This is a genomic window from Pseudomonas reactans (assembly GCF_013385825.1).
GTDB lineage: Bacteria > Pseudomonadota > Gammaproteobacteria > Pseudomonadales > Pseudomonadaceae > Aquipseudomonas > Aquipseudomonas reactans.
In genome coordinates this window covers 159,692-171,923 of the sequence record NZ_JACAPG010000003.1, presented here as the reverse complement: position 1 = coordinate 171,923, position 12,232 = coordinate 159,692, and the positions used below count along the sequence as shown (strand labels likewise).

Annotated in this window: 10 protein-coding genes, 4 tRNA genes and 1 pseudogene; 5 read left to right on the top strand and 10 right to left on the bottom strand. The window is 61.2% G+C overall.

The features are described 5' to 3' along the window. Positions 1 to 52: 52 nt before the first annotated feature. The 4 genes from HX868_RS03965 to HX868_RS03950 all read right to left on the bottom strand — a co-directional run bounded on the left by HX868_RS03965 (position 53) and on the right by HX868_RS03950 (position 467). Positions 53 to 128 (bottom strand) — tRNA-Gly (locus HX868_RS03965). Between the two features lie 3 nt (positions 129 to 131). Beyond that, positions 132 to 207: transfer RNA gene (locus HX868_RS03960), tRNA-Glu, on the bottom strand. A 104-nt stretch (positions 208 to 311) separates the two neighbouring features. Further along, positions 312 to 387, bottom strand: a tRNA-Gly gene (locus HX868_RS03955). 4 nt (positions 388 to 391) lie between these two features. After that, positions 392 to 467, bottom strand: a tRNA-Glu gene (locus tag HX868_RS03950). A 360-nt stretch (positions 468 to 827) separates the two neighbouring features. On the opposite strand from HX868_RS03950, the gene HX868_RS03945 reads away from it, so the two are divergent. Next, positions 828 to 1,598, top strand: coding sequence for a hypothetical protein (locus tag HX868_RS03945; protein WP_177001982.1), 771 nt, complete (start codon positions 828 to 830; stop codon positions 1,596 to 1,598). 117 nt (positions 1,599 to 1,715) lie between these two features. Beyond that, positions 1,716 to 2,528: an alpha/beta fold hydrolase gene (locus HX868_RS03940; RefSeq protein WP_177001981.1), complete on the top strand. Its 813-nt coding sequence runs from the start codon at positions 1,716 to 1,718 to the stop codon at positions 2,526 to 2,528. A gap of 36 nt (positions 2,529 to 2,564) precedes the next feature. Here the strand turns inward: HX868_RS03940 and HX868_RS31170 are convergent, their stop codons facing one another. The 4 genes and pseudogenes from HX868_RS31170 to HX868_RS03925 form a co-directional block, all read right to left on the bottom strand. Beyond that, positions 2,565 to 3,407 (bottom strand): methyl-accepting chemotaxis protein, encoded by an 843-nt coding sequence (locus tag HX868_RS31170; protein ID WP_371858007.1) that lies wholly within the window; start codon positions 3,405 to 3,407, stop codon positions 2,565 to 2,567. Between the two features lie 15 nt (positions 3,408 to 3,422). Next, a pseudogene (locus HX868_RS31165) lies at positions 3,423 to 3,623 on the bottom strand (HAMP domain-containing protein); the annotation flags it as partial. Positions 3,624 to 4,646: 1,023 nt separating this feature from the next. Further along, positions 4,647 to 6,059, bottom strand: a complete 1,413-nt coding sequence (locus HX868_RS03930; protein WP_177001979.1) for an aminotransferase-like domain-containing protein — start codon at positions 6,057 to 6,059, stop codon at positions 4,647 to 4,649. A gap of 203 nt (positions 6,060 to 6,262) precedes the next feature. Then, entirely contained in the window at positions 6,263 to 7,024 is a 762-nt protein-coding gene (locus HX868_RS03925; protein WP_025858564.1) for an SDR family oxidoreductase, read from the bottom strand. Positions 7,025 to 7,253: 229 nt separating this feature from the next. On the opposite strand from HX868_RS03925, the gene HX868_RS03920 reads away from it, so the two are divergent. Next, entirely contained in the window at positions 7,254 to 8,261 is a 1,008-nt protein-coding gene (locus tag HX868_RS03920) for an NADP-dependent oxidoreductase (RefSeq protein ID WP_177001978.1), read from the top strand. Between the two features lie 106 nt (positions 8,262 to 8,367). On the opposite strand, the gene pyrF is transcribed toward HX868_RS03920, so the two are convergent. Continuing rightward, positions 8,368 to 9,066, bottom strand: coding sequence for an orotidine-5'-phosphate decarboxylase (pyrF, locus tag HX868_RS03915; RefSeq protein WP_095015338.1), 699 nt, complete (start codon positions 9,064 to 9,066; stop codon positions 8,368 to 8,370). A 260-nt stretch (positions 9,067 to 9,326) separates the two neighbouring features. Here pyrF and HX868_RS03910 point away from each other — a divergent pair, with 260 nt between their 5' ends. Both HX868_RS03910 and HX868_RS03905 read left to right on the top strand, forming a co-directional pair. Beyond that, positions 9,327 to 10,091, top strand: a complete 765-nt coding sequence (locus HX868_RS03910) for a response regulator (protein WP_122686770.1) — start codon at positions 9,327 to 9,329, stop codon at positions 10,089 to 10,091. Continuing rightward, complete coding sequence (locus tag HX868_RS03905) at positions 10,091 to 11,125, top strand: sensor histidine kinase (RefSeq protein ID WP_177001977.1); 1,035 nt, start codon at positions 10,091 to 10,093, stop codon at positions 11,123 to 11,125. The genes HX868_RS03910 and HX868_RS03905 overlap by 1 nt, the downstream gene beginning before the upstream one ends. Here HX868_RS03905 and HX868_RS03900 read toward each other — a convergent pair. After that, positions 11,122 to 12,183 (bottom strand): AI-2E family transporter, encoded by a 1,062-nt coding sequence (locus HX868_RS03900; RefSeq protein WP_016979537.1) that lies wholly within the window; start codon positions 12,181 to 12,183, stop codon positions 11,122 to 11,124. The two genes, HX868_RS03905 and HX868_RS03900, sit on opposite strands and share 4 nt — an antisense overlap. Positions 12,184 to 12,232: the final 49 nt, after the last annotated feature.

Genomic DNA, 12,232 nt, shown 5'->3' with positions numbered 1-12,232 from the left:
TCACGCACAAACAAAAACGCCGATCATTGCTGATCGGCGTTTTCATTGAATATGGAGCGGGAAACGAGACTCGAACTCGCGACCCCGACCTTGGCAAGGTCGTGCTCTACCAACTGAGCTATTCCCGCAAATGGCGTCCCCTAGGGGACTCGAACCCCTGTTACCGCCGTGAAAGGGCGGTGTCCTAGGCCACTAGACGAAGGGGACACACAACTGAAACACATGGTGTGTGTTTCAGTGTCCAGAGGTTAGATCCGAAGATCATGCCCTGGTTTCACTCAGTGCCGCCCAAAGGCCACACTGCTTAAACTTGGAGCGGGAAACGAGACTCGAACTCGCGACCCCGACCTTGGCAAGGTCGTGCTCTACCAACTGAGCTATTCCCGCATATTGGCGTCCCCTAGGGGACTCGAACCCCTGTTACCGCCGTGAAAGGGCGGTGTCCTAGGCCACTAGACGAAGGGGACACACGTACAACATTCACTACTTAACCGCGTTTCGCTGTGTGCTTTACGCGTTAAGTGGCGCGCATTCTATGGATGGATTGAAAGGTCGTCAACCCCCAAGGATAAATTTATTAAAATCAATGACTTCGACCTGCTTTCAGGGCCTGAGGGCGAATTGTGCGTGTCCGGGCTTTGACGCCTATATTCTGGCGCCCGACAAGACGCTATAGTTCGCTCCAGCAAATGATGGCAATGTGCATCCATGCAGGGAACGCCTATCTATATAGAAGCAAACTACCCGGGCAATTGGTCGATCAGTTCTATCCGCCGGATGGCCCAGTCACTACACTCCACTGTAAACCCTATAAAGAGGTCACACCGGTGACACCACTCATGATCACCCTGCTGGTAATAGCCGGGATCGCAATACTGATCGCCATTGGCTACATGAACCACGTGGTGGAAAACAACAAGCTGGAAAAGAAGCGCACCGAGATCGAGCTTAATGATCGCCTGCGTCGCTGCGGTGAAATCACCGAGACCTTCCCCGGCCAATTGATGACCCCGGCGCTCAAACTGTTGATGACCCGCTTGGAACTCAACGTCAACCAGCGCCTGTTGAACCTCAACAAAGGCAGCGCACCACTGAAAGCCCGCATCGCCGAGCTGAATACGCTGGTGGCCCAGGGCGAATCGATCCCGGTGAACAACCCGCCCGCGCCGATCCAGACCGAAGCCAAGGCAAAGGATGTGCGCTTCCTGCTCGAAGCCCTGCACGGCCAGCTCACCCGCGCCGCCCAGGACGGTTTCCTGCCAGCCAACGAGGCCAAGCACTGGATCCGGGAAATCCGCCATATCCTGGTGTTGCTGCACATCGAGTTCTTCAACAACCTCGGCCAGCACGCCCTGCAACAAGGCCAGCCGGGCCAGGCACGCCTGGCGTTCGAGCGTGGCGTGCAGTACCTGCGTAAACAGCCGGAGCCGGTGATCTACAGCGCACAGCTGCAACAGCTGGAAGCCCAGCTTGCCCGCGCCAACTCCACGGTGTTGACCAACAGCAAACCGGCCGAAGACGAGGTCAACGAACTGACCGAAGGCCTCAAAGTGGTTGATGCCGACGCCGAGTGGAAGAAGAAAGTCATCTACGACTGATTGGCCCCTCCCCCTGTGGCGAACCCGGTTCGCCACATGCCATCACTTTGCATCTATCCCCCCGCCCCCGACTAGCGTAAAAAAGTGCCCCTTACTCCGTGAAGTCAGAGGCCTGTTATGCCTGTCGCCGTCATTGATGGACAACCGCTGCACTACCTGGACCAGGGCACCGGCCCGGTCGTACTGCTGGGCTCAAGCTACCTGTGGGACGCCGACATGTGGGCGCCGCAGATCGAAGCGCTGTCGCAACAGTACCGGGTGATCGTGCCCGAGCTGTGGGGCCATGGTGAGTCCGGCCCGTTGCCCGCGCAAACGCGCTCCCTCGACGACCTTGCACGCCAGGCCCTGGCCCTGATTGACCAGTTGGATACTCCGCAGATCAACCTGGTGGGGCTCTCGGTGGGCGGGATGTGGGGCGCACGCCTGGCGTTGCTGGCGCCTGAACGGATCAACAGCCTGGTGCTGATGGACACCTACCTGGGCGCCGAGCCCGAGGCCACGCGCCAGTACTATTTCTCGCTGTTCAAGATGATCGAAGACGCCGGTGCCATCCCCGAGCCGTTGCTGGATGTGGTCGCGCCGATCTTCTTCCGCCCGGGTATCGACCGCGAATCAGCGCTGTACCAGGACTTCCGCCAGCAATTGCAGGGCTACTCCAAGGAGCGCCTGCTGCAAAGCATCGTGCCCCTGGGTCGGCTGATCTTCAGTCGCGAAGACGTGTTGGAGCAACTGCCGCGCCTGGACGCCGACACCACGTTGCTGATGTGCGGCGAGCAGGACAAACCGCGCCCTCCCGCCGAGTCCGAGGAGATGGCGGGCCTGATCGGTTGCAGCCTGATCCTGATTCCGGAAGCCGGCCATATCAGCGCCAGGGAAAACCCGGACTTCGTCAACGAAGCCCTGCTGACCTTCCTCGCCAATAACGCCTGATCGCCCTCCCCTGTGATCGCTGCAAACACGCGGCGATCACAGGCGAAAGTGCCCCACCATGCCCTTGAGTTCCGCACCCAACTGCGCCAGTTGAATGCTCGACGCGGCGTTGCCCTGCATGCTCAGTGCCGACTGATCGGCACTGGCGCGAATGCTGGTGACACTGCGGTTGATCTCTTCGGCCACCGAGCTTTGCTCCTCTGCTGCCGCGGCAATCTGCTGGTTCATCTGCTGGATCAACGACACCGCCACCGCAATGCTGCCCAAGGCACTTTCGGTTTCCAGCGCATCGCTCACCGCCAGTTTCACCAACTCGCCGCTTTGCTGGATCTGCTGCACCGAGGACTGGGCCGCGCTGCGCAAGGTGCTGACCAGTCGTTCGATCTCCTCGGTGGACTGCTGGGTACGCTTGGCCAGGGCCCGTACTTCGTCGGCCACCACCGCAAAACCACGGCCCTGCTCACCGGCGCGGGCAGCTTCAATGGCGGCGTTGAGGGCCAACAGGTTGGTCTGTTCGGCCACGCTTTTGATCACGCTCAACACGGTGCCGATATTTTGAATTTCAGCGCTCAGGCTCTCGATGCTGGCGCTGGCAGAGGTGCTGGATGTGGCCAGCAATTCAATGCGCTGCAAACTCTGGCGCACCACCTGCTGGCCGCTGTCGACTTTGTCATCGGCGGTCTGTGCGGCTTGCGCGGCCTCTTCGGCGTTGCGCGCCACATCGTGCACGGTGGCGGTCATCTGGTTCATCGCCGTCGCAACCTGTTCGGTTTCTTCTTTCTGGCTGCTGACCTCGACGTTGGTCTGCTCGGTGACGCTGGACAATGAATGCGCCGAACTGGCCAGTTGCTCGATACCGGCTTGCAGGCCGCTGACCATCTGGCTCAGGCCGTTGCCCATCTGTTGCATCGCCTTCATCAACTGGCCGATTTCATCACGACGGTTGACCTCCATGCGCCCGCTCAAATCGCCGGCCGCAATCTGCTGGGCCACCGCAATCACACTGCGCAACGGCGCGACGATCAAGCGGGTGATCACCCACGCCGCAATCAACCCCACCAACAACGCCAAAGCCGAAGAGCCGATGATCAGCATCGCGCTTTTCTTCAACTGCGCCTGCATCGACTGGTCTTCAGCGTCGTAGGCCTGGTTGACCCGGCTGACCACCTGGTCCGCCCGATCATGCAATTGCTTGTAGACCCCCTTTTCCTGGGCCAGCAGCCCGGTGTACTCGCCGAGCTTTTCACTGAACGCGGCGATATGCCCGGCCACTTCGTTGAGCACGGTCTGGTAGCCGGAATCCTTGACTGCGGTTTTCAGTTGCTCGACCTGAGCGAGGGCCTGGTCGGCTTGCTCGATCTTGCCCTGCTCACCGTTGTCCTCATCGACTTTTCGGCTCTGGTTCAAGCGCACATGGGCTTCATTCATAGCTTGCAGCATCAGGCGCGACACCTGGCTGACCTGCCCCGCCTGCTCGATAAATTCGGCGCCTTCCTTACCTTGGCTTTCCTTCAGGCCATAGGCGCCGTCATCCGCCAGCCCGGCCTGCAACACATCAAGGTTATTGGCCACGCTGGACACCGACCAACTGGCCATTTCCAACGCCAGGTCCTTGGTCTGGGTCAATTCGACAAACTCATCGAACGCCTTACGGTAGGCGACCAAGGCCTGTTCGACATCGGTCATGACCGGAACGTTGGCCGCCGACTGGGCCTTGAGACTGGCCGCGAGGGCCGCCAGGGCATCGACACTTTCATGCAGGGCGTCGACGGCCTTGGGGTCGGCGTGCAGCGCGTAGTCCTGTTCGATCAGGCGCACCTTGAGCAAGCCGCTGTTAAGCGACGACATGGCCTTGAGCCCTTCGAAACGCTGGCCAACGGTTTGCAGGGACCACACCCCGATCGCCGCGACCAGGGCCGTCAGCAGCAAGACCAGGGTGAAACCCAAGCCCAGTTTTTTTGCCATACCGAGGTTGGCGAATTGTCGTTGCACGGCCGAAATCATTGCACTTGAATCCTCTTGCAATGGCGGTTGCCATCGAGCCCGGTTTACACAGGCGAGATTCGCAACCACAAGGCACTGAACACAAGTCGTTGGCGCCACAATAATGGCAAAAAGCTACACGCCCGTCGTTTTCAGAATGGTCGAGGTCGATCTGGCAGGCCCCATGGCGCGGAACAACGCCAAGGCCCGTGGATCAGCAGCATAGGCCACGTTGATGCGCAGCCACTCACTCGGCTCGCTGGTTGGGCTGAACAATGCCCCCGGCGACATCAAAACCCCGAGTCGCCGGGCACAGGCCTGCAACCGCAATGGATCACCTACCCTTGGTCGCGCCCACAAAAACATGCCGCCGGCAGGTGCGGCGAACACCTCCCACTCCTCGTCTTCCAGCACCTGCAGCGTAGCCGCCATTTGCGTATTCAGCCGCTTGCGCAAGCGCTGTACCCATTTGCGATAGGTGCCATTGGCCAACAGCGTGGCCACCACCGTTTCGGCAAAGCGTGAGGTACCGAAGCCGGTCAGGGTCTTGAGGCTGGTCAGTTGCGCGATGATCGCCGCGCTGGCACTCAGGTAACCCACACGCAAGGCACTGCTCAACGTCTTGGAAAAACTGGCGACATAGATCACCCGGTCGTCATGGGGCAATGCCGAAAGCCGCGTGCAACTGGCGTGTTGCAGGTCGCCGAACACATCCTCTTCAATGATCAGGAAGTTGTCGCGTCGCGCCAACGCCAGCAGACGCTCGGCCACCGGGCGGCACAAGCTGGAGCCAGTGGGGTTGTGATACAGGCTGTTGATGAACAGGCACTTGGGCCGATGCTGCTGCAGCAGTGCTTCCAGCGCCGGAATGTCCGGGCCACCGGGGATACGTGGCACTGCCAGCAGTTGCACTCCCTGGAAGGCCAGTTGCCGGTAGAGATTGCCGTACCCTGGCGTTTCGACCACCACGCAGTCGCCGGCACTGAGCAAGGTGCGTATCAGCAGGTCCTGAGCATGGCTCGCGCCTGCTGTGATGAGGATACGGTCCTGGTGAGCGGCAATGTGGATCCGACTCAGGCGCTTGAGCAGTTGCTCGCGCAGCGCCGGCAACCCCAATGGCGTGCTGTAGTTGAACAGCCCGGCGGTGTCGGTTCGAGTGACCTCGCGAATCGCATAACTGATGTCATCGCTTTCACGCCAGGCATCCGGCAACCAGCCGCAGCCCAGCTTCAGCTCGCCCAGTGGGCTGTCGACGAAGGCGCCCCATTCCCGCTCCGCGCCCTCATACCACTGCCCCTCATACAACGTTGACGGCTGGGCCACGCTGAAACCCGAACCGTGCCTGGAAACCAACAATCCCTGGGCGACCATTCGCTCGAACGCCTCGATCACACTGGATTGGCTGAGCAGGTTGTCGAGAGCCACCTGTCGAATGGACGGCAAGCGTGTGCCGGGGCTCGCGCCACTCGTGCGAATCCATTGCGCCACTGCGCTGATGATTTGCTGCACCACCGGTACAAGGGCTTGTCGATCGATCCCTAAATCCATGCGCCACTCACTTCAACTGTCTGATATTCAACCCAGAACAGTTAAGCACAGAAGCCCATTTCGACCGCTCGCAAAACCTTATTAAAGTATTGATTTTATTGAGCTATTTACCTGCTGATACACATTCTCACAAGGCACGGTGCCAGCTATGGAAATGCCCCACAGCCCCCCAAACCTTTTCGAATGAAGGGCGGCGTGAGGTCCTAGATTGCCGTCGCACCACCGTCCACCGCCAACGCTTGGCCTGTGGTAAATGCTGCGCCATCACTGCACAGGTACAGCACCGCGCTGGCGATTTCCTCGACCTTGCCGATGCGCCCGACCGGGTGCATGGCGGCGGCAAATTCAGCCTTGCGCGGGTCGGCTTCATAGGCGCGCCGGAACATATCGGTATCGATCACAGCCGGGCAGACTGCGTTGACGCGGATTTTCTTCTTCGCATACTCGATGGCCGCCGATTTGGTCAGTCCGATCACCGCATGCTTGGAGGCCGCATAAATGCTCATCTTCGGCGCCGCCCCCAGGCCCGCGACCGAGGCGGTGTTGACGATCGCCCCGCCGCCTTGCGCCAGCAACAACGGCAGTTGATGCTTCATGCACAACCACACGCCCTTGACGTTCACGCCCATGATGGCGTCGAACTCATCCAGGCTGCCGTCGGCCAGCTTGCCCTTTTCGATCTCGATCCCGGCGTTATTGAAGGCGTAGTCCAGGCGACCGTAGGCGGCGATAGTCTGGGCCATCAATTGCTGCACATCCGCCTCCAGCGTGACGTTGCAGCGCACAAACAGCGCTTCGCCGCCGGCCTGGTGGATCAGGGCAACGGTGCCCTCACCGCCCGCCGCATCCAGGTCGGCAACCACGACCTTCAAGCCTTCGGCGGCAAATGCCAGCGCCGTGGCGCGGCCGATACCGGCAGCGGCGCCAGTCACCAGGGCGACCTGGCCGGAAAACGTCATGCTCATAGAAGATGTCCTGTGGGAGAAAATAGCAGTGGATCGAGTCTAGCCAACGCTGCGTCGGACGCGTCAGCACTATCAAAACGCCGGTTGAAGCTGCATGGATCGCAGTGATAAGAGGTACCGCACCACCATCAGCAAAACCTATCGGCCGGCATTCGCGCCCTCGGAGAACCTTGCTCCCGACGCGTTGAAGGTCTATCACTTCAGGTTCATTTCCAGAAGAGTCGCTGCCATGACCGCCCAGACCAACCGCCAATTCCTGCTCGCCAAGCGCCCGGTCGGCGCAGCCACCCGGGACACCTTCACTTACCAGGAAGTCCCGGTGGGCACGCCCCAGGAGGGCCAGGTGCTGGTGCGCAACGAATACCTTTCCCTCGACCCAGCCATGCGCGGCTGGATGAATGAAGGCAAGTCCTACATTCCGCCGGTCGGCATCGGTGAGGTAATGCGCGCGCTGGGCGTGGGAGAGGTGATTGCATCCAACAACCCGAAGTTCGCCGTCGGCGACTACGTCAACGGCGCGCTGGGCGTACAGGATTATTTCCTGGGCGAGCCACGTGGTTTCTACAAGGTTGATCCGAAACTCGCGCCGTTGCCGCGCTATCTATCTGCCTTGGGCATGACTGGCATGACCGCCTACTTTGCGCTGCTGGAAACGGGGGCGCCCAAGGCCGGCGAAACCGTGGTGATCTCCGGCGCGGCCGGTGCCGTGGGCAGCATTGCCGGGCAGATCGCCAAGCTCAAAGGTTGCCGGGTGGTGGGCATTGCCGGCGGCGCCGACAAGTGCAAGTTCCTGGTGGATGAACTGGGCTTCGATGCCGCCATCGACTACAAAAGCGAAGACGTGCCCGCTGCCCTCAAGCGTGAGTGCCCCAAGGGCGTGGACGTGTATTTCGATAACGTCGGTGGCGATATTCTCGACGCCGTCCTCAGCCGCCTGGCACTGAAAGCCCGTGTGGTTATCTGCGGTGCCATCAGCCAATACAACAACAAGGAAGCCGTGAAAGGCCCGGCCAACTACTTGTCACTGCTGGTCAATCGCGCGCGCATGGAAGGCTTTGTGGTGATGGATCACGCCGCAGGCTTTGCCGCTGCCGGCCAGGAGATGGCCGGCTGGATGGCCCAGGGCAAGCTCAAGAGCAAAGAAGATATCGTGGAGGGGCTGGAGACGTTCCCAGAAACGCTGATGAAGCTGTTCAACGGCGAGAACTTTGGCAAGTTGGTACTGAAGGTCAACTGACACCCAACTTATGTAGGAGCCGGCTTGCCGGCGATGAGGCCCTTGAGTCCTTCATTGATCTAAAGGCCGCTATCGCCGGCAAGCCGGCTCCTACAGGGGGTGTTGTTCAGGCGATCTCGGCAACCACTGCCGCCAACGCCTTGGCCGGATCCGCCGCCTGGCTGATCGGACGGCCAATCACCAGGTAATCGGAACCCGCGTCCAGCGCCTGACGCGGCGTCAGAATACGGCGCTGGTCATCCTGGGCGCTGCCCGCCGGACGAATCCCTGGCGTCACCAGTTGCAGCGACGGGTGCGCGGCTTTCAAGGCCTGGGCTTCCAGCGCCGAGCACACCAGGCCGTCGAGACCGGCTTTCTGCGCCAGTGCTGCCAGTCGCAGAACCTGCTCCTGAGGCTCAATGTCTAAACCGATGCCGGCCAGGTCTTCACGTTCCATGCTGGTGAGCACAGTCACGCCGATCAACAAAGGCTTGGGACCGCTGCGCTGTTCCAGCACCTCACGGCAAGCACTCATCATGCGCAGGCCACCGGAGCAGTGCACGTTGACCATCCACACGCCCATTTCGGCGGCGGCCTTGACCGCCATGGCGGTGGTGTTCGGGATATCGTGGAATTTCAGGTCGAGGAACACCTCGAAGCCTTTATCACGCAGGGTGCCGACGATTTCTGCGGCGCAACTGGTGAACAGTTCCTTGCCGACCTTGACCCGGCAAAGCTTCGGGTCCAACTGGTCAGCCAGCTTCAGTGCGGCGTCACGAGTGGGGTAATCCAGGGCGACGATGATAGGAGTCTGGCAGACGGACATTGGAATGGGCTCTCAGGCAAGTCGAAATCGGCGCGGATTGTAGCGCAAGCGGCGGCGTTGCGGGATCCGATGATCGGTAAATACTGACCAAGCGCCATCGGGCAGGCATTTAAGGGCAATTATTTCAAAGCTGATACATTCACGACATGCCCCCAACACGCCCCACGGCTAGCCTCGCTCGCACGACCCACCGACCAGCACTTCCAGCCATGGGGCTGGACGCCTATGCTGACCGCAACGACCAGGCAGATGATCGCATTATGCAGACCCCTTCCGTCTCTGTGAACGACGAGCAAAAAGGCACAGTGATCGCCGATGACAAGCGCTGGAACACCCGCGCGCTGATCGTTGACGACGATGTGCCGATCCGCGAACTGCTGATCGACTACCTCGCCCGCTTCGGCATCCTGGCCACCGGCGTCACCGACGGCACCGCCATGCGCCAGGCCATGCAGGCTGAAACCTTCGATGTGGTGGTGCTCGACCTGATGCTGCCCGGTGAAGATGGCCTTTCGCTGTGCCGCTGGCTGCGCGCGGAGTCGGACATTCCGATCCTGATGCTTACCGCCCGCTGCGAGCCGACGGACCGCATTATCGGCCTGGAGCTGGGCGCCGACGACTATATGTCCAAGCCGTTCGAGCCGCGTGAGCTGGTAGCGCGGATCCAGACCATCCTGCGCCGTGTGCGCGATGACCGCACCGAACAGCGCGCCAACATCCGCTTCGACAATTGGCGTCTCAACAGCGTATTGCGCCAACTGGTGGCCGACGATGGCCTGGTGGTGCCGCTGTCCAACGCGGAATTCCGCCTACTGTGGGTGTTCATCGAGCGTCCGCGCCGGGTGTTGAGCCGCGAACAATTGCTGGATGCCGCTCGTGGCCGCTCCATTGAAGCCTTTGATCGCAGCATCGACTTGCTGGTGTCGCGCCTGCGGCAAAAACTCGGGGACGACCCCAAGGCCCCGCAATTGATAAAGACCGTGCGCGGCGAAGGCTACCTGTTCGATGCGCGGGATATCGGTTGATGCGCAACGCCTTCAACACGCTGTTCGGTCGACTGTTTGGCGTGTTGCTGGTGGCGATTGTGCTGGCCCACGTGCTAGCGATCTCCTGGTTTCGTTATTACGGCCCGCCCCCGCCGCCGCCCCAGGAAACCTTTGTCGAACAGCCTGACGGCACGATGAAGCCTCTGCTCAAGCACAAGCGACCGTGGTTTGGCGGCCCGGTGGTGCCGCTGACGTTCCAGTTCATCTCGTTGATCATCGCCGCCTGGTACGGCGCCAAGCTGCTGAGCCGGCCGATCCAGCGCCTGAGCGAAGCCGCCGAGCGCTTGAGCCTGGACCTCGACAGCCCGCCCCTCGACGAGTCGGGACCGCGTGAAGCACAGCAAGCCGCGTCGACCTTCAACCTGATGCAACGGCGCATCCGCGAACAGGTCAGCCAACGCGCGCGCATGCTCGGCGCGGTCTCCCATGACCTGCGCACGCCGCTGTCACGCTTGAAACTGCGCCTGGAACAGATCGAAGACACCCGATTGCAAGGCCAGATGCGCCAGGATCTGGATGACATGATCGGCATGCTCGACGCCACCCTGAGCTACCTGCATGAACAGCGCACCAGCGAAACCCGGCACTGGCTCGACGTGCAAGCGTTGGTCGAGTCCATGAGCGAAAACGCCCAGGACCAAGGCTGCGACGTACAATTTGCCGGCACCTGCGCGCCGCTGCAGGTGCAGCCGATGGCCTTGCGTTCGTGCCTCAACAACCTGATCGACAATGCCCTGCGCTATGCCGGTACGGCGCGCATCGAGCTGACGGACAGCCGCGAGGCCTTGGTGATCCGCGTGATCGATCACGGCCCCGGCATTGCCGTCGACAAGCGCGAGGCGGTGTTCGAGCCGTTCTATCGGCTGGAAGGCTCACGCAATCGCAACTCTGGCGGGGTCGGCCTGGGCATGACGATTTCCAAGGAAGCCGCCGAACGCCTCGGCGGTCGGCTGCACCTGGAAGAAACCCCGGGCGGTGGCTTGACCGCCGTGATGTGGTTGCCCAGGGCTTAAAGCGGTTTGTCTTCCCGACGGCCCTGGGCCTGGGTCGCGCTCCAATCCATCAGCAGGCTGTAGGCCACCGCCAGCAGGGTCGGGCCGATAAACAGGCCGATGAACCCAAACGCAATCAAGCCGCCGAACACGCCGAGCAACACGATCACCAGCGGCAGGTTGCCGCCACGGCTGATCAGGTAGGGTTTGAGCACGTTGTCCACGCCGCTGATGATGAACGTGCCCCATACGCCGAGGAACACCGCGTAGGTGTAGTCGCCCTTCCAGGCCAGCCAGGCCGTGGCCGGGATCCACACCAGCGGCGGGCCCATGGGGATCAGGCTGAGCAGGAAGGTGACGATACCCAGCACCAACGCACCCGGTACGCCAGCAATCCAGAAGCCGATCAACGCCAACAGCGCTTGGGCGGCGGCGGTGCCGATCACGCCGTTGACCACCCGCTGCACCGTGCCGGCTACCAGTTCGATGTAGTAGCCGGCGCGATCGCCGATCAAGCGTTCCAGTAGGCGGTGGACGAACATCGCCAGGCGCGGCCCGTCCCGATAGAAAAAGAACACGAATACCAGGCTCAGGGTCAGTTCCAGAATCCCGCCACCGATTTGCGCACTGCGCGCTAGCAACCAATTACCCACCTGCCCCAGATAGGGCTTGATACTGACCATCAAAGCAGCGCCCTGCTGATCAATGCTGTCCCACATGCCCACCAGCCGCTCGCCGACAAAGGGGATCGAGCCGAGCCAGGTAGGCGCCTCGGGCAAACCGTCGACCTGGATATCCTTGATCAATGCGGTTGCATCGCGCACATGGTCCGCGAGGTTGAAGCCCAGCCATACCAGCGGCAGCGCCACCAGCAACATCCAACCCAATGTCAGGATGCCGGCGGCCAAGGATTCGCGACCACCCAACCAACGAGTGAGCAGGACCATCAGCGGCCAACTGGCAAACGCCAGCACCGCGCCCCAGAACAGCGCCGACCAGAACGGCGCCATCACCCAGAAGCTGGCACCGAACAGCACCAGCAGCAGGATTTGCACCAGTAGGCGATCGTTATTGAGCATGTAGGATCTCGAAAGGAAGACTGTAGGAAGACAGCTTAGGCGAACGGCA

Bases quoted from the DNA above. Each gene is read 5' to 3' on its own strand.
- HX868_RS03940 (WP_177001981.1), top strand. From the start codon at position 1,716: ATGCCTGTCGCCGTCATTGATGGACAACCGCTGCACTACCTGGACCAG.
- HX868_RS31170 (WP_371858007.1), bottom strand. From the start codon at position 3,407: ATGGTCAGCGGCCTGCAAGCCGGTATCGAGCAACTGGCCAGTTCGGCG.
- HX868_RS03930 (WP_177001979.1), bottom strand. From the start codon at position 6,059: ATGGATTTAGGGATCGATCGACAAGCCCTTGTACCGGTGGTGCAGCAA.
- HX868_RS03925 (WP_025858564.1), bottom strand. From the start codon at position 7,024: ATGAGCATGACGTTTTCCGGCCAGGTCGCCCTGGTGACTGGCGCCGCT.
- HX868_RS03920 (WP_177001978.1), top strand. From the start codon at position 7,254: ATGACCGCCCAGACCAACCGCCAATTCCTGCTCGCCAAGCGCCCGGTC.
- pyrF (WP_095015338.1), bottom strand. From the start codon at position 9,066: ATGTCCGTCTGCCAGACTCCTATCATCGTCGCCCTGGATTACCCCACT.
- HX868_RS03910 (WP_122686770.1), top strand. From the start codon at position 9,327: ATGCAGACCCCTTCCGTCTCTGTGAACGACGAGCAAAAAGGCACAGTG.
- HX868_RS03905 (WP_177001977.1), top strand. From the start codon at position 10,091: ATGCGCAACGCCTTCAACACGCTGTTCGGTCGACTGTTTGGCGTGTTG.
- HX868_RS03900 (WP_016979537.1), bottom strand. From the start codon at position 12,183: ATGCTCAATAACGATCGCCTACTGGTGCAAATCCTGCTGCTGGTGCTG.